We start from the raw sequence: 20415 nt of genomic DNA, 5'->3' as shown, positions 1-20415 counted from the left end.
AGTGGTCGTACCTGCCCGAGGCGCACAACGACTTCATCTTCGCCATCCTCGGGGAGGAGCCGCACCCCCGCGGCACCCGAGGCGCCCGCCGGGCTCGCCGCCCCCAGGGGCGGGGCGGCCGCGTCCGTCCCGCCGGGCGCGAGCCGCCGGCGCGCCGCGCCGACCGTGAGCTCCGGGCTCTCCGCCCGCAGGGCCGAGCGCAACGCCGCCGAGCGTCGTCTGCTGAGGCGCCGGGTCGCCCTCGCCGTCGGGGTCGTGGGGCTGCTCACGGCCGCGGCCTGGGTGCTCCTGGTCTCGCCGCTGCTGGCGCTCCAGGAGGACAAGATCGACGTCACCGTCACCGGGACCACCGTCGACCCCGCCGCCGTCCACGACGTGCTCGTGAGCGCCGTCGGCACGCCCCTGCTGCGCGTGGGACCGGCGGGCCTGGTGGACCGGCTCGAGGGCATCACCGAGGTCAAGGAGGCCCAGGTGTCCCGCGCGTGGCCGAACGGCCTCGCCGTGACCGTCGTCGCCCGCGAGCCCGTGGCGGCGGCCGCCACGGCCGACGGCTGGGTGCTCATCGACCCCGCCGGTGTGCAGGTCGGCACGGTCGCGGAGGTCCCGGAGGGGCTGCCCGTGGTCACCGTGCCGCTGGAGACGAGCGAGGCGACGGCCCCCGCGCTGGCGGCCGTCCTGACGGTGCTGGGCACCCTGCCGGAGGACCTGCTCGCGCAGGTCGCCGAGGCGGGCGCCACCACGCCGGGGCAGGTCACGCTGCGGCTCCACGACGGCGCGACCGTGCGCTGGGGGAGCGCGAGCGAGAACGAGCTGAAGGCCGCGGTGCTCGGGGTCCTCCGCCAGCAGCCGGCCCAGGTCTACGACGTCACGGTGCCGCGGACACCGACCACCGCCTGAGCGGGCGGGGAGACACGCGACACGCACGACACACCCGCGATGGTCGTTGCTGAGGGCACCCCGCCCACCTAGCGTCACTGATGGCAGAAATTGACATAAGTCTAACCCTGAAGTAGAGGTTTAGGGTTGGGCCCGGCAGCACAACGAGAGGGACCGACGTGGCGGCACCGCAGAACTACCTGGCGGTCATCAAGGTGGTCGGCATCGGCGGCGGTGGCGTCAACGCCGTCAACCGGATGATCGAGGTCGGGTTGAAGGGCGTGGAGTTCATCGCCGTCAACACCGACGCACAGGCCTTGCTGATGAGCGATGCCGACGTCAAGCTCGACGTCGGCCGTGAGCTGACACGGGGGCTCGGCGCGGGCGCCGACCCCGAGGTCGGCAAGAAGGCGGCCGAGGACCACGCGGAGGAGATCGAGGAGGTGCTCCGCGGCGCCGACATGGTCTTCGTGACCGCCGGCGAGGGCGGCGGCACCGGCACGGGCGGCGCGCCCGTCGTCGCCCGCATCGCCCGCTCCCTCGGTGCGCTGACCATCGGCGTGGTCACCCGCCCCTTCACCTTCGAGGGACGGCGCCGGTCCAACCAGGCCGAGTCCGGCATCGACGCCCTGCGCGCCGAGGTCGACACCCTCATCGTCATCCCCAACGACCGGCTGCTGTCCATCAGCGACCGCAACGTCTCGGTGCTCGACGCCTTCAAGTCTGCCGACCAGGTCCTCCTCTCGGGCGTCCAGGGCATCACCGACCTCATCACCACGCCGGGCCTGATCAACCTCGACTTCGCCGACGTCAAGTCCGTCATGCAGGGCGCGGGCAGCGCCCTCATGGGGATCGGCTCGGCCCGGGGCGAGGACCGTGCGGTCCAGGCCTCGGAGTTCGCCATCTCCTCCCCGCTGCTCGAGGCCAGCATCGACGGCGCCCACGGCGTCCTGCTGTCCATCCAGGGTGGCTCGGACCTCGGTCTCTTCGAGATCCACGAGGCCGCACGCCTGGTCCAGGAGGCCGCCCACCCCGAGGCCAACATCATCTTCGGTGCGGTCATCGACGACGCCCTGGGCGACGAGGTCCGCGTGACCGTCATCGCCGCCGGCTTCGACGAGGGCGCGGGCCCCGTCTCCAACCGTCAGCAGGCCGCACGCCCGGCCACCCAGGCCGCGCCGCCGGCCGCGCCGCCCGCCGCGCCGTCGCCGGAGAGCGCCGAGCAGCCCGCGCACCGCGCCCCCCTGCCCACGCCGGGCACGGAGCAGTACGCGACGTCGGTGCCCGCGCCCGCGGTCAGCAACGGCAACGGCCACGTGCCCGCCTTCATCGGCGAGGACGGCGAGCCGCAGCGGCGCTCCTTCGAGGTGCCCCGCGTCTTCGACGAGGAGCTGCCCCGGTCCCGCCGCGACGAGGACCTGGACATCCCCGACTTCCTCAAGTGACTTCTGCGGGAGGGGCGCCCCTGCTCCTGCCGGCCGATCTCGGCCCCGGCGCGCGTGGTGGGTTCACCACGCGCGCCGGCGGCGTCTCCGGGGGTCCCTACGCCGGCGGGCGGGCCGGTGGGCTCAACCTCGGTCGTCACGTCGGTGACGACCCGTCGGCGGTGCTCGCCAACCGCGGGCGGCTCGCCGCGGCGGTGGGCGCCCCGGTGGCCTGGATGGACCAGGTCCACGGCGCGCGGGTCCGCGTCCTCGACGGGCCGCCGCGGCCGGGGTCCGTCAGCGTCGGGGAGTGCGACGCCCTCGTCGCCGCCGGGCGCGCCGGTGCGGACCGCCCGGCTGCCGAGGGCGACGGTCGGGTCCCGGTGGCCGCCGACGGCGGACCGGTGCCGGTTGCCGCCGACGGGCCGGTCCCGGTCGCCGTGCTCGTCGCCGACTGCGTCCCCGTGCTGATCGCCGACGCCCACGGCCGCGGCGTCGCCGCCGTGCACGTCGGCCGGCAGGGCCTGGTCCGCGGCGTGCTGGCCGCCGCACTCGCGGAGCTGGCCGCCCGCGGCATCGCCGCGGGCGACCTCTACGCCGCCGTCGGGCCGAGCATCTGCGGGCGGTGCTACGAGGTGCCCGCGGCCCTGCGCCGGGAGGTGGACGCCCTCGTCCCCGGGACGGCGGCGACGACGTCGTGGGGCACGCCCGCCCTCGACCTGCCGGCCGGGGCCCTGCGCCAGCTCGGCGAGGCGGGCGTGGCGCGGATCTCGCACCTGGCCGCGTGCACCCTGGAGGACGACCGGTTCTACTCCTACCGGCGGGCGGCCAGGGACACCGGCTCCGCGGCGACCGGTCGCTTCGCGGGCGTCGTGATGGCGCGCCGGCCCGACGTGGCGGTGCCGCGGACGCACGCGGCGGGTGCACCGCGCTGACGTGCCCGGACGCGTCGACGACACGCCGCGCTGACGTGCCAGGACGTGCCAGCCCGCTGGTCTAGCGTCAACCCCAGCGGCACGCGCAAGCATGCGTCGGGCCCGCGGATGAGCGAACGGGGAGCAGCCATGGCTGGAACGATGCGCAAGATGATGGAGTACTTGTCCCTCGCCGAGCCGGAGGACGAGCTCTACGAGGACGCCGAGGCCGAGGGCTACCGCGACGAGGAGGAGCCCGCCCGCGAGGCCCGTCCCGACCGGACCGAGCACCGCGCCGAGGTCACCCCGATCTCCCGCGCCGCCGTCCTGAGGACCGAGGAGCCTGTCGTGACCGAGGACCTTCGTCGTATCGTGACGGTTCACCCGTCCACCTACAACGAGGCCCGCGTCATCGGAGAGGCCTTCCGCGAGGGGACGCCGGTCATCATGAACCTCACCGGCATGAGCGAGTCCGACGCCAAGCGCATGGTCGACTTCTCCGCCGGGCTCGTCTTTGGCCTCCACGGGGCGATCGAGCGGGTCACGAACCGTGTGTTCCTTCTCTCTCCTGCTACCGTCGAGGTCGACAACGACCGCCCGGACGGCGACCGCCGCTCTGGTCGCTTCTTCAACCAGAACTGAGCAATTGGCCCTCTTTCGCGAGATCCTCAGTCTCCTGCTGAGCCTGTACCTGCTGATCCTCATCGGACGGTTGGTCTTCGACTGGATCCAGGTGTTCGCACGCAGCTGGCGCCCCACGGGCATCGTCCTGGTGCTGGCGAACCTGCTCTACGGTCTGACCGATCCGCCGCTCCGCGCGCTGCGACGCCTCATCCCGCCGCTGCGCATCGGACCGGTGGCGATCGACCTCGGCTTCCTGGTGCTCTTCATCGCTGTCTCCATGCTCAGCAGGATCGTTTGACACTTCGCATTTCCCGCCTCGCGTGCGAGGCGGCTAATCTCCACGCAGGCAGGTTCCGCGAACGGTCCGCTACGGTGGCTCCGGTGAGCAGCGGGATCGAACGCTCATGACCGAACGACACATAGACCGAGGTGACGACTGATGGCGCTGCTCACAGCAGACGACGTCCTCAACAAGAAGTTCCAGCCCACCAAGTTCCGTGAGGGCTACGACCAGGACGAGGTCGACGACTTCCTGGACGAGGTGGTCAGCACGCTGCGCGTGGTGACGGGCGAGAACGAGGAGCTCAAGGCCAAGCTGGCGGCCGCCGAGCGGCGGATCGCGGAGCTGAGCCGCGGCGATGGTGCCGAGACCCGGTCTACGGAGGCGGAGAAGCCGGTCGTCGAGCAGCCCAAGCAGGCCCCCGCGGCCAAGCCGGCCCCGGCGCCCGCCTACGCCGCGGCGGCGCCGACCCCGGCGAACGAGCCCGAGTCCGCGACCGGCATGCTGGCCCTGGCCCAGCGTCTGCACGACGAGTACGTGCGCAACGGCAAGGAAGAGGGCGACCGCATCGTCTCCGAGGCCCAGGTCGAGGGGCAGCGGATCATCAAGGAGGCCGAGGACCAGCACAACCGGACCCTCACCCAGCTCGAGCAGGAGCGTTCGCTGCTCGAGCGCAAGATCGACGAGCTGCGCACCTTCGAGCGTGACTACCGCACCCGCCTGAAGAGCTACCTCGAGTCGCTCCTCAACAACGTCGAGGGCGGCGCGCCGGCCAAGGCCGAGGCCACCATCTGACGAGCCCGGCACCTGACGGCGACGACCCACCGGGTCGTCGCCGTCGGTCGTTCACGGGCGACGTGCTGCCCCGGTGCGCCGGCCCCGCGGTGGTCGGCGGGCGCCGACGACGGGCCACGCGTCGGGCGGGTGCCGGCGTCGGGCGGGTGCCGGCGTCGCCGGTCTCGGCCCGCCGCGACGGCGGGTCGCTGCGGCGTGGGACACTGCCTGCGATGGACATCCAGCCTGAGACGCCGCCCACCGTGCGCGGCGAGCGCCCGACCGACGCCCCCGACACCGCCCCGGCGCCGGCGGCCGCCGGCACCCCGGAGGGCGCACCCCCCGGGAGCGGCGAACGCACCGTGTCCCCGGAGCACCGGCGCAGGCTCCTCGCCACGCTGCTGGCCCTGACGGTGGTGATCACCGCCGTCGACCAGGTCACCAAGTACCTCGCCGAGTCGCGGATGACCCCCGGCACGCTGACCCCGGTCCTCGGCGACCTCCTCGGGCTCCAGCTCATCTACAACCCCGGGGCGGCCTTCTCCCTGGCCACCGGCATGACGTGGATCTTCACGCTGATCTCGCTCGTGGTCGTCGTCGTCGTGCTCCGCGTCTCCCGCCGGCTCGGCTCCCTCGGCTGGGCGGCCGCCCTCGGCATGCTGCTCGGCGGCTGCCTGGGCAACCTCATCGACCGGCTGCTGCGCGAGCCCGGCTTCGCCCGCGGCCACGTCGTCGACTTCATCAGCTACGGCGGCTACTTCGTCGGCAATGTCGCCGACATCGCGATCGTCTGCGCCGCGATCCTCATCGGGATCCTGGCCGTGCGGGGCCGTGAGATCGACGGCTCGCGCGCCGTGGAGCGTGCCGGGGCGGGCGGCGCCACCGACGGCGCGGCCGGGCGGGGCACGGCCGGGGACGGCGCGGCCGCCGGCGGTGCGACGTCCGCCGCGGGAGCGCGCGCCGCGGAGGCCAACGATGACTGACGTGCGTTCGCTGCCCGTGCCGGACGGGCTGGCGGGGGAGCGGGTCGACGCCGGCCTCGCCCGCCTGCTGGGCTTCTCCCGCACCCGGGCCGCCGAGCTCGCCACCGCGGGCCACGTGCGGCTCGACGGTCGCACCCTGGGCAAGTCCGACCGCCTCGTGGCCGAGGGCTGGCTCGAGGTCACGCTGCCCGACGTGGCGCCCGCCGAGACGCTCGCCCCGATCCCGGTCGAGGGCATGAGCATCGCCTACGAGGACGACGACGTCGTCGTCGTGGACAAGCCCGTCGGGGTGGCGGCGCACCCGAGCCCGGGCTGGGACGGCCCGACCGTCGTCGGCGCCCTCGCGGCCGCCGGGCACCGTATCTCGACCTCCGGGTCCGCCGAGCGGCAGGGCATCGTCCACCGGCTCGACGTCGGCACCTCCGGCCTGATGGTCGTGGCGAAGTCCGAGCTCGCGTACACGGTGCTCAAGCGCGCCTTCAAGGAGCGCACCGTCGAGAAGGTCTACCACTGCCTCGTCCAGGGGCACCCGGACCCCTCGACGGGCACGATCGACGCCCCGGTCGGCCGGCACCCCGTGCAGGACTACCGGATGGCCGTGGTGTCCGGCGGCAAGGAGTCGGTCACCCACTACGAGACCCTCGAGGCGATGGCCGGGGCCTCCCTCCTCGAGGTCCACCTGGAGACGGGGCGCACCCACCAGATCCGCGTGCACATGGCCGCGGTGCGCCACCCCTGCGTCGGGGACGTGACCTACGGCGCCGACCCCCGCCTGGCCGAGCGGCTCGGGCTGACCCGGCAGTGGCTGCACGCGGTCCGCCTCGGCTTCGACCACCCCAGCACCGGCCAGTGGATCCAGGTGAGCAGCGACTACCCCGAGGACCTGGCCGGGGCGCTGGAGAAGATGCGAGAGGGGATGCGCTGATGGCGGGGACGCTGACCGAGGACGACCGCACCCTGGACGACGGGACGCCGGGCGGCGTCGCCGTCGTGCGCGTGACCGGCCGCGACCAGCTCGAGCAGGCCTGGGCGGTGCGCATGGAGGTCTTCGTCGCCGAGCAGCACGTGCCCGCCGAGGAGGAGGTCGACGAGCTCGATACGGCCCCCACGACGACGCACGTGCTGGCCGTCGAGACCGCCAGCGGCGCCGTCCTCGGCACCGGCCGGCTGCTCACGGACCCGGCCCACCCGGGCGAGGTGCACCTGGGCAGGCTCGCGGTGCGCGCGGCGGCGCGCGGGCGCGGCGTGGGCGCCCGGATGGTGGTGGCCATCGAGGGCATCGCGCTCGCCGAGCACGGCACCGCGGCCGCGGCCGCCGCGCCGGAGCCGCTCTCGGTCACCGTGGTCCTCTCGGCGCAGGAGCAGGCCCTCGACTTCTACCGGCGGCTCGGCTACGAGCTCGTCAGCGGCGAGCGGTACCTCGACGCCGGGATCTGGCACCAGGACATGGCCCACCGCATCACGGCCTGACCGGCGCGGCCGGGTCCCGCTCGCGGTGTGCACGCGGCGCCCGCGCAGTCCGGCGGCGCCCGCGCACGTGCCGCCCGCCACACCTGGTGGCGCGCAGCCGCGCGGCTGCGGGACACGGCCTGGGGACACGCCGCCGGGCGCACGGGAGTGTCACCCGGGCGACCTAGACTGACGCCATGGCAGCTGGGAATGATGACTTCGTCCACCTGCACGTGCACACCGAGTACTCGATGCTCGACGGTGCGGCGAAGCTCGAGCCGCTGTTCGCGGAGGTCGACCGGCTGGGCCAGAAGGCCATCGCCATGACCGACCACGGCTACATGTTCGGCGCCTACGACTTCTGGAACAAGGCGACCAGGGCCGGCGTCAAGCCGATCATCGGGGTCGAGGCGTACCTGACGCCCGGCACCGCGCGCGCCGACAAGACGCGGGTGCGCTGGGGCGACGACTCCCAGAGCGACGACGACGTCTCGGCGCGCGGCTCGTACACGCACATGACCATGCTGGCCCGCACCACCGCGGGCATGCACAACCTCTTCCGGATGGCCTCCCTCGCCTCGCTCGACGGGCAGATGGGCAAGGCCCCGCGCATGGACCGCGAGCTGCTCACCACCTACGGGGACGGGCTGATCGCCACCACGGGGTGCCCCTCGGGGGAGGTGCAGACCCGCATGCGGCTGGGCCAGTACGACGAGGCCGTGCGCGCGGCCGCGGAGTTCCAGGACATCTTCGGCAAGGAGAACTACTACGTCGAGCTGATGCAGCACGGTCTCGACATCGAGCGTCGGGTCATCCCGGACCTGCTGCGCCTGTCCAAGGACATCGGCGCGCCGCTGCTGGCCACCAACGACTCGCACTACGTCAAGGCCGAGGACCACACGACCCACGATGCGCTGCTGTGCATCAACTCCGGGTCGGTGCTGGCGGACCCCAACCGGTTCAGGTTCACCGGCGACACCTACTACGTGCGCTCGGGCGCCGAGATGCGCGAGGTCTGGCGCGACCACCCCGACGCCTGCGACAACACCCTCCTCGTCGCCGAGCAGTGCGACGTCACCTTCCGCACCACCGCGGAGGGCGCCAACTACATGCCCCGCTTCGACGTCCCGGCGGGGGAGGACGAGAACTCCTGGTTCGTCAAGGAGGTCGAGAAGGGGCTGCACTTCCGCTACCCGGCGGGCATCCCGGACCACGTGCGCAAGCAGGCGGAGTACGAGGTCGGGATCATCACCCAGATGGGGTTCCCGGCCTACTTCCTCGTCGTCGCGGACTTCATCAACTGGGCCAAGTCCCAGGGCATCCGGGTGGGCCCCGGCCGTGGCTCCGGCGCGGGCTCGATGGTCGCCTACGCCATGCGCATCACCGAGCTGGACCCGCTCGAGCACGGGCTGATCTTCGAGCGCTTCCTCAACCCGGACCGCGTGTCCATGCCCGACTTCGACGTCGACTTCGACGAGCGCCGGCGCGGTGAGGTCATCGACTACGTCACCCGCAAGTACGGCGACGACCGCGTCGCGCAGGTGGTCACCTACGGCACCATCAAGGCGAAGCAGGCCCTGAAGGACTCCTCCCGGGTGCTGGGCTACCCCTACGCCATGGGCGAGAAGCTGACCAAGGCGATGCCACCGTCGGTCATGGGCAAGGACATCACCCTGTCGGGCATCTTCGACCCCAAGGACAAGCGGTACGCCGAGGCGGAGGAGTTCCGCCAGGTCCACGGCGCCGACCCCGAGGCCCAGAAGATCGTGGCGACCGCGCAGGGCCTCGAGGGCATCAAGCGGCAGTGGGGCGTGCACGCCTGCGCCGTGATCATGTCCTCCCACCCGCTGATCGACATCATCCCGCTGATGCGGCGCCCGCAGGACGGCGCCATCATCACCCAGTTCGACTACCCCACGTCCGAGACGCTCGGTCTGCTGAAGATGGACTTCCTGGGCCTGCGCAACCTCACGGTGCTCGGCGACGCCCTGAACAACATCGTCGCCAACGGCAAGGACCCGGTCGTCCTCGAGGACCTCACGCTGGACGACCCGACGGCGTACGCGCTGCTCGCCCGCGGCGACACCCTCGGCGTGTTCCAGCTCGACGGCGGCGGCATGCGCACCCTGCTCCGCCTCATGCGCCCCGACAACTTCGAGGACATCTCCGCCGTCGGCGCCCTGTACCGGCCGGGCCCGATGGGCGCGAACTCGCACACCAACTACGCCCTGCGCAAGAACGGCCAGCAGCCGATCGAGCCGATCCACCCCGAGCTCGAGGAGCCCCTCAAGGAGATCCTCGGCAAGACCTACGGCCTGATCGTCTATCAGGAGCAGGTCATGGCCATCGCGCAGAAGGTCGCCGGGTTCACCCTCGGCCAGGCCGACCTGCTGCGCCGCGCGATGGGCAAGAAGAAGAAGGCCGAGCTGGACAAGCAGTACGCCGGCTTCGAGGGCGGCATGCTCGAGCGGGGGTTCTCCAAGCCCGCGGTCAAGGCCCTGTGGGACATCCTGCTGCCGTTCTCCGACTACGCCTTCAACAAGGCGCACTCGGCCGCGTACGGCGTCATCTCCTACTGGACGGCCTACCTCAAGGCCAACTACCCGACCGAGTACATGGCGGCCCTGCTCACCTCGACGCAGGACAACAAGGACAAGCTCGGGATGTACCTGGCGGAGTGCCGCCACATGGGCATCACCGTCCTGCCGCCGGACGTGAACACCTCCGCGGCCAACTTCACCCCGGTCGGCACCGACATCCGCTTCGGTCTCGCCGCGATCCGCAACGTCGGCGCCAACGTGGTCGGCGCGATCATCGAGACGCGCGAGGCCAAGGGCTCGTTCGACTCCTTCACGGACTTCCTCGACAAGGTGCCCGCGGTGGTGTGCAACAAGCGCACCATCGAGTCCCTCATCAAGGCCGGCGCCTTCGACTCCCTCGGGCACACCCGCCGCGCGCTCGTCGCCCGCCACGAGGAGGCCATCGACGCCGTCGTCGACGTCAAGCGCAACGAGGCCGTCGGCCAGTTCGACCTCTTCGCCGCCCTCGGCGGGGACGACGGGGGAGCCGCGGGCTTCAGCGTGGAGATCCCAGACCTGCCCGAGTGGGACAAGAAGCAGAAGCTCACCTTCGAGCGGCAGATGCTGGGCCTGTACGTCTCCGACCATCCGCTCGCGGGGCTGGAGCACGTCCTCCAGCGGGCCGCCGACACGCAGATCTCGACGCTGCTCGAGGACGACTCCCGCCCGGACGGCTCGAGCGTGCACGTGGCCGGTCTGATCACCTCCCTCCAGCGGAAGATGACCAAGAACGGCAACCCGTGGGCGATCGCCACGGTCGAGGACATGGCCGGCTCCATCGAGGTGCTCTTCTTCCCGCAGACCTTCGCCACGGTCTCCACGGCGCTCGCGGAGGACACCATCGTCACCGTCCGCGGACGCCTCAACCGCCGCGACGACATCCCGACGATCTACGCGCAGGAGCTGACGCTGCCGGACGTCTCCGAGGCCGAGAACGGGCCTGTGAGCCTGACGATCCAGGAGTCCCGGTGCACCGGCCCGGTGGTCGAGCAGCTGCGGGTGGTGCTGAGCAACCACCCCGGCACGGCCGAGGTCCGGCTGCGGCTCACGACCGCCGGCCGGGCCCAGGTCTTCGCGCTGGCGGACCGCTTCCGGGTAGAGCCGGGGCCCTCCCTGTTCGGTGACCTCAAGGCGCTGCTCGGGCCCAGCTGCCTGGTGCACTAGCACCGGGAAACGCCGGAGGTCCGCGCCCCCACGGGCGCGGGCATCCGTGTCCGGTGGTGCGCCGGGTCAGGCCGTGGTGCGTGCCTTGATCCGCGCGCTGGCGTCCTCGTGCGTGACGCCGAAGTTTGCCCAGATCCCGGCGAGCATGACCGCCGCCACGATGGCGCACGCGCCGAAGAGCAGGAAGTTCGAGTTCACGCCCAGGCCGGCGGCGAGCAGGATGCCGCCCACCTGCGGGGCGGCGACCGCGCCGATGCGCCCCATCCCGAGCCCGAAGCCGAGGGCCGTGCCCCGGAGGTGGTCCGGGAAGTAGGTCGAGATCGCCGCGATGATCAGGCACTGCGTGCCGTGCGTGCCGACACCCGCGACGACGAGGACGACGTAGACCAGGGCCACCGGCGGGGTGGTCAGCAGGGCCAGCAGGGCGACGCCCGCCAGCCCGGCCGCGACCACCGCGGTGGGCACGGTTCCGAACCGGTCGCCTGCCCATGCGGTGAGCACCGATCCGGCGACGGCGCCGAGGTTGAGCGCGAGGGCGAAGAGCAGCGCGGACCCGAGGTTGTAGCCGGCGTCCTGCATGAGGTTCGGCAGCCACGTGCCCAGTCCGTACCAGGCCATCAGCGTCACGATGGTCGTGGTGGCGAACAGGATGGAGACGAACAGGAAGGGCGGCCGCAGGAGGGTCGTGAAGCCCGACGGCTCGCGGTCCGCCGCTCGGTCGGCAGGGCGGTCGTCGGGGAGCACCTTCCAGGCGAGGGGGACGAGGACGACGAGGGCCACGAGCGCGACGGCGAACATGGGCCGCCACCCGAATGCCGGGATCATCGGGATGCCCAGCAGGGCGGCGATCGACCCGCCGATCGGCACGCCGGACATCATGAGCGTGGCGACGCTCGCCCGCCAGCGCCGGGGCACCAGGTCCGCGGCGAGTGCGTTGGCGCTGGGCACGAGGCCGCCCAGGCCGAGCCCGGCGAGGAAGCGGAACGTGCCGAACATGACCGGGCCGGTGGACACGGCGCAGAGCGTGGTGAAAACCGACAGGACGATGGCGGAGGCGATGATGGCTCGGCGCCTGCCCACGCTGTCCGAGAGCCGGCCCGCGGCCAGCGCCCCGACCATCATCCCGAGGAAGGCGAGGGAGCCCACGGTGCCGGCCTGGGCGGCGCCGAGGGACCACTCCTCGCGCAGGAGCTTCTGCACGGTGCCGTAGACGATGAGGTCGTAGCCGTCGAACACGACGAACAGCCACGCCACGACGACCGCCACCATGGAGCTGCGGCGGTCCGGCGCCGGTGATGCGCCCGGGGGTGTGGCGGGGGTGGTCGTCTGAGCTAGCGCCATTGCCATGGGTTCTCCAGATTCATGATGCGAACCGGTCTGAGTGACCGGCATCACAACACGGGGACCTTAGTCCCGACTTCCGTCATGCACAAACCTTGAGAGGACTATTCTGCAGAGCGGAAAGATGACGCGGTGCGGGCGCGTCGCCGACGCCCGCCGACCAGGCGGCGCGCGGATCGCGCCACAACCGCCGCCGCCCTCACCGGTATCCCGCGGAACGGGCACGCCATCGCCCCCAATCGGGCAGCCGTTGTGGCGCGATCCGCGCGCCGGGCGCTCCGGCCGCGCGACGTGCCGGGCATGAAGGGTGCTCGCGCTGCGGTTTCGCGGCGCTCCGGCTCTTCGGCGCTCCGGCGCCAAGGCGCTCGGACCCACCGGGCTCCCTGCGCTCGGCACCCGGCTGCGCGTCCGCACTGCGGGTCCGCGGACCGCGACAGGCCACAGGTCCGGATGGCTCGGTGCCGGCTGGTGTGCTCGGCTGTCGGCGCCCGACCACTCCGCGTGCTGGGCGGGCCCTCAGCCGACCCGGGCGGCGATGGTGCCGGTGGGAAGGGCGACCTCGACGAGCATGCCCGGGGCGAGCTGACGGCCCCGCCGCGTCTCGACCTCGCCGTCCACGCTCACCTCGCCGTCCGTGATGAGCTCGCGGGCGTTCGCGCCGGACTCCGCGAGGTTGGCGAGCTTGAGGAACTGCCCCAGGCGGATGGTGCCGGTGGTCGGGACGGTGGGGATGAAGTCATCAGCGCTCATGCCACGATCCTGCCAGGCGGCGCGGCTGGTCCAGGGCGCAGACCGCGCCCGGCGGCGCGCCACGGCTCGCGCTGACGTGGCTCGTCCCGGGCGCAGACCCACCCGGCCCGCCACGGGCGTGGCCGTCCCGGACCCCAGCGCCCGCCCCGGACGTCCCGCCGGGCGGCCGCCGCCGCGAACTAGGATCGGGGCCATGCTCAAGCGCATCGACCTGCGAGGTCAGACCCTCAGCCCTGCCGAGCTCGCCACCGTCCTGCCGCGCGCGGCACTCGACGTCGAGGGCGCCATGGCGCAGATCCGCCCGGTGCTCGAGGACGTGCGGTCCCGTGGCGCCGCCGCCCTGCGCGACCTCGGCGAGAGGTTCGACGGCGTGCGTCCGGAGCACCTCCGCGTCCCGGCGGCCGCCCTGCGTGACGCCCTCGCGGACCTCGACCCCGCCGTGCGGGAGGCGCTCGAGATCTCCATCGCCCACAACCGCGCCGGGCACACCGCCCAGCTCCCGCGGGAGACGACCACGGAGATCACGGGCGGCGGCGTCGTCCGTCAGCGCTGGGTGCCGGTGCGCCGCGTGGGCCTGTACGTCCCGGGCGGCCTCGCGGTCTACCCCTCCAGCGTGGTGATGAACGCGGTCGCCGCGCAGGTGGCCGGGGTGGAGGAGCTGGTGATCGCCAGCCCGCCCCAGAAGGACTTCGGCGGGCTGCCCCACCCCGTGATCCTCGCCGCGTGCGCGCTGCTGGACGTGGACGAGGTCTACGCCGTCGGCGGCGCCCAGGCCGTGGCCATGCTCGCTTACGGCGCCCAAGTCGAGAACGACGTCGACCGCGCCGACGTGGCCGCCGCAGGCACGGCGGGGGAGACCCTGTGCGAGGCCGTCGACGTCGTGACCGGCCCGGGCAACATCTACGTCGCCGCCGCCAAGCGCGCCGTGATGGGCACGGTGGGCATCGACGCCGAGGCCGGCACCACCGAGATCGCCGTCCTCGCCGACGCCACCGCGGAGCCCGCCTACGTCGCCGTGGACCTCATGTCCCAGGCCGAGCACGACCCGGCGGCGGCCTCCGTCCTCATCACCGACTCGCCGGAGCTGGCGGACGCCGTCGACCGGGAGATCGACCGCCGCGTCCCGGCGACCAAGCACGCCGAGCGCATGCGCAGCGCGCTGTCCGGGCCGCAGTCGGGCACCGTGCTGGTCACCGACCTCGACCAGGCCGTCGCCGTCGCCGACGCCTACGGCGCCGAGCACCTGGAGATCCAGACGGCCGACGCGGCAGACGTCGCGGGACGGATCCGCAATGCGGGGGCGATCTTCGTGGGGCCGTACTCGCCGGTCCCGCTCGGGGACTACCTCGCCGGCTCCAACCACGTGCTCCCCACGGGCGGCACGGCACGGTTCGCCAGCGGCCTGAACGTCATGGCCTTCATCAAGTCGGTGCAGGTCATCGACTACGATGAGACCGCCCTCAAGGAGCTCGCCGGCCCGCTCACCGCGCTGGCCACGTCCGAGGACCTCCCCGCGCACGCCGAGGCCGTCAACGCCAGGTTCTGACCCGCCGCGGGGCGTCGGCCGGGGCAGCGGCGGGCGCACCGCTCAGGGATGGTGCGGCAGCACGACGGGTCGCCGGGGGCGCACGGCCCGGCCGGCGCGCCGGGCCAGGTTGCTGGTGAGCGCCTCGAGCGGGCCCCGGCCCACCCGCGCGCGCCAGACGACGGCGATCGCCAGCACGGCGACCACCTGCGCGACGTAACCCGCGGTGGCCCCCAGGACGTCGAACGGGGAGTTCACGAACAGCACGTGGGCGGTGTACAGCGTGAGGGTCATGCCGCCCGCGGCCGCCAGCGGCACCAGCAGCGCCCCCGCCACCCGGGCGAGCAGCAGCATCCCGCCCAGCAGGGCGACGGCGGACCCCCCGGTCTGCGCGAGGTCCACCGGGGTGGTGGAGTGCGGGGCGTCGCTGGCGAGCCACCACCAGGTCGAGGTCGGCGTCGTCCCGTCCGGGCCCCAGACCAGCAGGTCCGTGACCTGGGCGGTGCTCATGCCATCGGCCTCGGCCGCCGCGTAGATCCGGTCCTGGCCACCGAGCGCGCCGAGCAGGATCCCGGAGACGGCGGCGGCCGCGAGCGCCACCGTGACGCCGGCGGCGAGCAGGCCGGCGGCCACCCGGGTGTCCGTCAGCCGCAGCCGGCCGATCACCACGCCCACGCAGATGTAGGCCATCCACGGCAGCGCCGGGTACAGGCCGGTCAGGGACAGCTCGAGGCCAAGCCGCAGGGGGTGCTCGAGGAGCAGACCCAGGCTGGGGTTGTCCCCGAACGGCTCGGGCAGTCCCGGTCGCACCAGCTGGCTGAGCACCGGCACCACCAGTGCGACGCTCACGCCCGTGACCAGCACCGCACGGGTGCTGAGGAAGACCACCGGGATCGCCAGCAGGAAGAGCACGGCGTAGAACGTGAGGATGACGCTGGCGAGCTCGGGGTCCGTGAAGCCCAGCGCGAGCCCGATCGCGCCGACCACGAGCGCCCGCGTGGCGAGCGACGCGGCGACGTGGCCGCGGTCCGCGGCCGGCACCTGGCGGCGCCCGGTCATGAACGCGATCCCGATGCCGGCGAGCACCGCGAACGTGGCGGCGGAGCGTCCCGCCGCCAGCGCGTACGTCCACGTCACGTTGCCCTGGGCGTCGAACGCCCACAGGCTGTGCACAGCCATCATGCCCAGCAGGGCGACGCCGCGCGTGGCGTCGACCCCGACCACGCGGGGCTTCGCGGGGCGGGTGACCGCCCCCGGAGCCGGCGGTGAGACTTCTGCTCGCGTCATGCTCCTCACGATCGTCCCGTACCGCCCGGGAGGCATCCCCCGGCGGTCGGCTCTCACCCCCGCCGAGCGGCGGGGGTCCGGCCGCGGGCGCGCCCCGTTCCCCCTCTGCGGCGGTCGGCGATGGGGGATCATGAGGTGTCCGCGGGAGGAGGGATGGTCGTGATCCGCGCCATGATCGTCGACGACGAGGCCCTCGTGCGCTCCGGGCTCAGCCTCATCCTGGGCTCCGCCGCGGACATCGAGGTGGTCGCCGCGTGTGACGGCGTCCACGCCGTCGAGGAGGTGCAGCGGCACCGGCCCGATGTCGTCCTCCTCGACCTGCGGATGCCCGAGGTCGATGGGCTCACCGTCCTGCGCGAGCTGGCCCGCCGGCCCGGCCCGCCCGCCGTGGCGATGCTGACCACGTTCGACACCAACGACTACGTCGCGCAGGCGCTGGGCGCGGGCGCCGCGGGGTTCCTGCTCAAGGACACCGAGCCGGAGCAGCTCGTGCACGCGGTGCGCGTGCTGGCCGGCGGCGGCAAGATCCTGTCGCCCGGGGTCACGGAGGCGGTGATCGGCGGCTACCTCGGCTCGGGCGCCCAGCCGGGCCCGCGCGCGCGGATCGCCACGATGACCCCGCGGGAGCGGGACGTGCTGGCCCTGATCGGCGAGGGGCTGTCCAACGCCGACATCGGCCGCCGGCTCTACCTGAGCACGGCGACGGTCAAGGACCACGTGAGCGCGGTGCTGGCGAAGCTGGCCGTGACCAACCGGGTCCAGGCGGCGGTCATCGCCCGGGACGCGGGCATCGTGGCCGCCCCGCCGACCGGGCGATGAGCCCCGCCCCCTGGCGTCCCGTCGCGGTGGACGCCGCCCTGGTGGTCCTGGCGCTGCTCGACGCCCTCTTCAGCGCCGGCCGGGAGGGGGGCGCCCCGCTCGTCCTCTCCGTCGTCGCGGCCCTGGGCCTGGTGGTCCGCCGCCGGTGGCCGTACGCCGCCTTCGCCCTGAGCATGCCGGCGCTGTACGTCGCGTACGTCCTGGTCGCACCCCTGGCCGGCCTGTACGCGGTCGCCGCGAGCACGCGCGCGAAGATCCCGCTCGTGGTGTGCGGCGCGCTCGCGGCCGCGGGGTACTACCTGCCCTGGCCGCCGGGGGAGCTGGGCGGCCGCGTGGGCCCCCACGACCTCCTCGGGCTGATCTACACGGCCGTCTTCGTCGGCGCCCCCCTCGCGCTCGGTCTGCTCACGCAGACCCGCCATGACCTCGCCGACCGCCTCGCCGAGCTCCGCGCCGGGCAGGAACGCGAGCGCGAGCTCGTCTCCGAGCGCGTCCTCGCCGGGGAACGCGCGCGCCTCGCCCGGGAGATGCACGACGTCGTCTCCCACCAGGTCAGCCTCATCGCCGTCCAGGCCGGGGCGCTCCGCATCACCGCCCCGGACGCAGCGGTCCGAGAGACGGCGGCGACCATCCGCGAGCTCAGCGTGCGCACCCTCGACGAGCTTCGGCACATGATCGGCGTGCTGCGCGCGGCGGGCGGCCAGCCGGTGGAGCTGGCGCCCCAGCCGCGGCTGGCGGACCTGCCCCGCCTCGTCGCGGACAGCGGGCAGCGGGCCAGCGTGGACCTGCACGCCGTCGACGGGCGGGAGTGGGCCGAGCCCACCGAGCGGGCCGCCTACCGCACCGTCCAGGAAGGCCTGACGAACGTGGGCAAGCACGCCCCCGGGGCCGAGGTGGCCGTCCGGGCGGCGCCGCGGGGGACGGGCCTGCTGGTCACCGTGTGTAATGGACCCCCGGCCGAGGCGCCGGCGCCCGACCTCCCGGCCGGCGGGCACGGCCTGATCGGGCTGCGCGAGCGCGCCGAGCTGCTCGGCGGGGAGCTGACGGCGGGCCCGACGCCCGACGGCGGGTTCCTGCTCGAGGCCTACCTGCCCAACGCCCACGAGCCGCGCCGGGGCGCCCCCGCGTCATGAGGCGGAGCCCGCCACGGCCGGGGCACCGATCCCGGTGTTGCGCGCGGGCGGGCCGTCTCAGCGCTGGGCGAGGACGAACGGGTAGACGGCCGCCGCGCCCGCCTCCCGCAGGAGCCGCGCCGCGACGGTGAGCGTCCACCCCGAGTCGGTGTAGTCGTCGACCAGCACGACGGTGCGGCCGGGCAGCCCGGCCGCCGCGGCCTCGCTCAGCCCCAGCCGCAGCCGGTGCTGCACGCCCGCGAGCCGTTGCGCGGAGTTGACGTCGTGGCGGCCGGGCGGCCGACCGGGCTCCGGCGCGACGGCGCCGACGACGGGCGCCCGGAGGATCTGCGAGACCCCCTTGGCCAGGTGCGCCACCAGGTGCGGGCGGGTGGCCGAGGACACCACGACGATGCCGTCGACCCCCGGCGAGCCGTCGGCACGCCTCAGCGTGGGCGCCCACTCCTCGAGGACCTGCTGCACGGGACGGCGCAGGGCCGTCGGCAGCAGCCCGTCGGCGCCGCGGGCCGCCTCGGCGCGGGGGCCGGGCGCGGGGGAGCCGGTGCCGGTCTCGGAGGGGTCGTCGGCCGCCCGGGACGGGTCGCCGGGAGCCCAGGCGGGGGCGGCCGGGGCGCCGCCCGGCCCGGGCTCGAGCATCTCGCGCAGGGGCACCGACCAGCCGAGCCCGTCGAGGCGCCCCACGCCGCGCCCGGTCTCGGCGCGCTCCCCGTCGGGGATCTTGCCCCGGAGCTCCAGACCCAGCGCCTCCATCCCCGTGGGCCACTGCCGCCGCGGCGTGACTTCGATGCCCGGCCGGTCGAGCGCGGCCCGGGCCTGCTGCACCGCCCCGGCGTCGACCGTGGCGTCCAGGTCCATGCCGCCGCACAGGTCGCACCGCCCGCACCGCCAGCCCGGCGCCAGGTCCGGGTCGTCGAGCTGGTGGCGGAGGTAGGCCATCCGGCACGCGGCCGGGTCCAGGCGTTCGTAGTCGAGCATGGCCTGCTGCTCCGACCGGCGGGTCGCGGCGACGCGGGCGTACCGGTCCGCGTCGTAGGCCCACGCCCGCCCGGTCGCCTCCCACCCTCCCTTGACCCGGCGGACCGCACCGTCGACGTCCAGGACCTTGAGCATGGTCTCCAGCCGGCTGCGCCTCAGGTCCACGTGGGTCTCGAGCCTGGCGGTGGACATGGTGCCGCCCTCGGTGAGCGCCGCGAGCGACTCGCGCACGGCGCGCTCCGGCGGGAAGGCCAGGGACCCGAAGTAGTCCCAGATCTGCTGGTCCTCGCGGCCGGGCAGCAGGACGACGTCGGCGCGGTCGACGCCGCGGCCCGCACGGCCGACCTGCTGGTAGTAGGCGATCGGCGACGCGGGTGCACCGAGGTGGATGACGAACGCGAGGTCGGGCTTGTCGAAGCCCATGCCCAGGGCCGAGGTCGCCACGAGCGCCTTGACCCGGTTCGCCTTGAGGTCCGCCTCGAGCTGCTCGCGCTCGGTCGTGTCCGTCTGCCCGGTGTAGGCGCGCACCTCGTGCCCGGCGGCGCGCAGCTGCTCGGACACCTCCTGTGCCGCGGCGACCGTGAGGGTGTAGATGATCCCTGAGCCCGTGTGGCGGCCGAGCTGCTGCCCGAGCCACGCGACTCGGCTCGGCTGGTCCGGCAGGCCGAGGACGCCCAGGTGCAGGGACGGCCGGTCGAGGGACCCGCGCAGCACGAGGACGTCGTCGTGCCCCTGGCCCACGCCGAGCTGCTCCGCGACGTCGGCGCTGACCCGCTCGTTCGCCGTCGCCGTTGTCGCCAGGACGGGGATGCCCGCGGGAAGCTCACCGAGCAGCGTGCGGATGCGCCGGTAGTCGGGGCGGAAGTCGTGGCCCCAGTCCGAGATGCAGTGCGCCTCGTCCACGACGACGAGCCCGGCCGTCGCGGCAAGCCGGGGGAGCACCTCGTCCCGGAAGCCGGGGTTGTTCAGGCGCTCGGGCGAGCAGAGGAGCACGTCGACCTCGCCGTCGGCGATGGCCGCGTGGATCTGGTCCCACTCGGTGACGTTGGCGGAGTTGATCGTCACGGCACGGATCCCGGCCCGGGACGCCGCACCGATCTGGTCGCGCATGAGGGCCAGGAGCGGGGAGATGATCACCGTGGGCCCCGCCGGTGCCCGGCCGCCGGCGCCCGCGCGGAGCAGCGCGGTGGCGACGAAGTACACCGCGGACTTGCCCCACCCGGTCCGCTCGACGACCAGGGCGCGCCGCCGGCCGGCGACCAGCGCCTCGATGGCGGTCCACTGGTCCTCCCGCAGCCGCGCGTCGTCGCGGCCGACCAGCGCGCGGAGGGCGGACTCTGCCTGGGCGCGCAGGTCCGCGTCGGCGTCCCGGTGGTTCGTGGTGGCGGTCAGGTGCTCGCTCATCGGTGGTCCTCTCGGTCGGGTGCCACGCTCTCACAGTCCGCCCACACGGCCTCGACGGGCGGCGCCGGCCTGGGGGTACCGCGCCGCCCGGCGGCGCGGGCCGTGGGGACCAGA

Annotated in this window: 17 protein-coding genes; 13 read left to right on the top strand and 4 right to left on the bottom strand. The window is 73.8% G+C overall.

Going from position 1 to position 20415, the window contains the following annotated elements:
* The 10 genes from EJK16_RS08460 to dnaE all read left to right on the top strand — a co-directional run.
* On the top strand, positions 1–897 hold an 897-nt coding region (locus EJK16_RS08460; protein ID WP_205739670.1), incomplete at its 5' end, for a cell division protein FtsQ/DivIB.
* A gap of 158 nt (positions 898–1055) precedes the next feature.
* Positions 1056–2321: a cell division protein FtsZ gene (ftsZ, locus tag EJK16_RS08455; RefSeq protein ID WP_127128297.1), complete on the top strand. Its 1266-nt coding sequence runs from the start codon at positions 1056–1058 to the stop codon at positions 2319–2321.
* Complete coding sequence (locus EJK16_RS08450; RefSeq protein WP_127128295.1) at positions 2318–3235, top strand: polyphenol oxidase family protein; 918 nt, start codon at positions 2318–2320, stop codon at positions 3233–3235. Before ftsZ ends, EJK16_RS08450 begins: the two co-directional genes overlap by 4 nt.
* 129 nt (positions 3236–3364) lie before the next feature.
* A complete protein-coding gene (locus EJK16_RS08445) occupies positions 3365–3856 on the top strand; it encodes a cell division protein SepF (protein WP_127128293.1) in 492 nt (163 codons plus the stop codon).
* Positions 3857–3860: 4 nt separating this feature from the next.
* Entirely contained in the window at positions 3861–4136 is a 276-nt protein-coding gene (locus tag EJK16_RS08440; RefSeq protein ID WP_127128291.1) for a YggT family protein, read from the top strand.
* Between the two features lie 141 nt (positions 4137–4277).
* The gene (locus EJK16_RS08435; RefSeq protein ID WP_127128289.1) at positions 4278–4913 is read left to right on the top strand and encodes a DivIVA domain-containing protein; all 636 of its coding nucleotides are present in this window, start codon (positions 4278–4280) and stop codon (positions 4911–4913) included.
* A gap of 212 nt (positions 4914–5125) precedes the next feature.
* Positions 5126–5875 carry a signal peptidase II gene (gene lspA, locus EJK16_RS08430; protein ID WP_127128287.1) on the top strand — a complete coding sequence of 250 codons (750 nt, stop codon included), beginning with the start codon at positions 5126–5128 and terminating at the stop codon, positions 5873–5875.
* Positions 5868–6800, top strand: coding sequence for an RluA family pseudouridine synthase (locus EJK16_RS08425; protein ID WP_127128285.1), 933 nt, complete (start codon positions 5868–5870; stop codon positions 6798–6800). Before lspA ends, EJK16_RS08425 begins: the two co-directional genes overlap by 8 nt.
* Complete coding sequence (locus EJK16_RS08420) at positions 6800–7345, top strand: GNAT family N-acetyltransferase (protein ID WP_127128283.1); 546 nt, start codon at positions 6800–6802, stop codon at positions 7343–7345. Before EJK16_RS08425 ends, EJK16_RS08420 begins: the two co-directional genes overlap by 1 nt.
* 176 nt (positions 7346–7521) lie before the next feature.
* Positions 7522–11067, top strand: coding sequence for a DNA polymerase III subunit alpha (gene dnaE / locus EJK16_RS08415; RefSeq protein WP_127128280.1), 3546 nt, complete (start codon positions 7522–7524; stop codon positions 11065–11067).
* A gap of 66 nt (positions 11068–11133) precedes the next feature.
* Here the strand turns inward: dnaE and EJK16_RS08410 are convergent, their stop codons facing one another.
* Positions 11134–12408, bottom strand: coding sequence for an aromatic acid/H+ symport family MFS transporter (locus tag EJK16_RS08410; protein WP_127128278.1), 1275 nt, complete (start codon positions 12406–12408; stop codon positions 11134–11136).
* A 516-nt stretch (positions 12409–12924) separates the two neighbouring features.
* A complete protein-coding gene (locus EJK16_RS08405) occupies positions 12925–13158 on the bottom strand; it encodes an RNA-binding S4 domain-containing protein (protein ID WP_127128276.1) in 234 nt (77 codons plus the stop codon).
* A gap of 193 nt (positions 13159–13351) precedes the next feature.
* Here EJK16_RS08405 and hisD point away from each other — a divergent pair, with 193 nt between their 5' ends.
* Positions 13352–14704: a histidinol dehydrogenase gene (hisD, locus tag EJK16_RS08400; protein ID WP_127128274.1), complete on the top strand. Its 1353-nt coding sequence runs from the start codon at positions 13352–13354 to the stop codon at positions 14702–14704.
* A gap of 42 nt (positions 14705–14746) precedes the next feature.
* Here hisD and EJK16_RS08395 read toward each other — a convergent pair whose 3' ends face one another.
* Positions 14747–15970 (bottom strand): heparan-alpha-glucosaminide N-acetyltransferase domain-containing protein, encoded by a 1224-nt coding sequence (locus tag EJK16_RS08395; protein WP_127128272.1) that lies wholly within the window; start codon positions 15968–15970, stop codon positions 14747–14749.
* Between the two features lie 159 nt (positions 15971–16129).
* Here EJK16_RS08395 and EJK16_RS08390 point away from each other — a divergent pair, with 159 nt between their 5' ends.
* Positions 16130–16789, top strand: coding sequence for a response regulator transcription factor (locus EJK16_RS08390; RefSeq protein WP_205739673.1), 660 nt, complete (start codon positions 16130–16132; stop codon positions 16787–16789).
* Positions 16786–17922 (top strand): sensor histidine kinase, encoded by a 1137-nt coding sequence (locus tag EJK16_RS08385; RefSeq protein ID WP_127128270.1) that lies wholly within the window; start codon positions 16786–16788, stop codon positions 17920–17922. The genes EJK16_RS08390 and EJK16_RS08385 overlap by 4 nt, the downstream gene beginning before the upstream one ends.
* Before the next feature lie 57 nt (positions 17923–17979).
* On the opposite strand, the gene EJK16_RS08380 is transcribed toward EJK16_RS08385, so the two are convergent.
* Positions 17980–20301, bottom strand: coding sequence for a RecQ family ATP-dependent DNA helicase (locus tag EJK16_RS08380; RefSeq protein ID WP_127128268.1), 2322 nt, complete (start codon positions 20299–20301; stop codon positions 17980–17982).
* Positions 20302–20415: the final 114 nt, after the last annotated feature.

It is taken from the genome of Georgenia sp. SYP-B2076 (assembly GCF_003991205.1).
Taxonomy (GTDB): Bacteria; Actinomycetota; Actinomycetes; order Actinomycetales; family Actinomycetaceae; genus Georgenia.
The sequence above is the reverse complement of the archived record's forward strand: the minus strand, read 5'-3'. Positions and strand labels throughout refer to the sequence as shown.

Coding starts and splice junctions, on each gene's coding strand:
- dnaE (WP_127128280.1), top strand. CDS start 7,522: ATGGCAGCTGGGAATGATGACTTCGTCCACCTGCACGTGCACACCGAG.
- EJK16_RS08410 (WP_127128278.1), bottom strand. CDS start 12,408: ATGGCGCTAGCTCAGACGACCACCCCCGCCACACCCCCGGGCGCATCA.
- EJK16_RS08420 (WP_127128283.1), top strand. CDS start 6,800: ATGGCGGGGACGCTGACCGAGGACGACCGCACCCTGGACGACGGGACG.
- hisD (WP_127128274.1), top strand. CDS start 13,352: ATGCTCAAGCGCATCGACCTGCGAGGTCAGACCCTCAGCCCTGCCGAG.
- lspA (WP_127128287.1), top strand. CDS start 5,126: ATGGACATCCAGCCTGAGACGCCGCCCACCGTGCGCGGCGAGCGCCCG.
- EJK16_RS08380 (WP_127128268.1), bottom strand. CDS start 20,301: ATGAGCGAGCACCTGACCGCCACCACGAACCACCGGGACGCCGACGCG.
- EJK16_RS08395 (WP_127128272.1), bottom strand. CDS start 15,970: ATGACGCGAGCAGAAGTCTCACCGCCGGCTCCGGGGGCGGTCACCCGC.
- EJK16_RS08385 (WP_127128270.1), top strand. CDS start 16,786: ATGAGCCCCGCCCCCTGGCGTCCCGTCGCGGTGGACGCCGCCCTGGTG.
- EJK16_RS08425 (WP_127128285.1), top strand. CDS start 5,868: ATGACTGACGTGCGTTCGCTGCCCGTGCCGGACGGGCTGGCGGGGGAG.
- EJK16_RS08405 (WP_127128276.1), bottom strand. CDS start 13,158: ATGAGCGCTGATGACTTCATCCCCACCGTCCCGACCACCGGCACCATC.
- EJK16_RS08435 (WP_127128289.1), top strand. CDS start 4,278: ATGGCGCTGCTCACAGCAGACGACGTCCTCAACAAGAAGTTCCAGCCC.
- EJK16_RS08445 (WP_127128293.1), top strand. CDS start 3,365: ATGGCTGGAACGATGCGCAAGATGATGGAGTACTTGTCCCTCGCCGAG.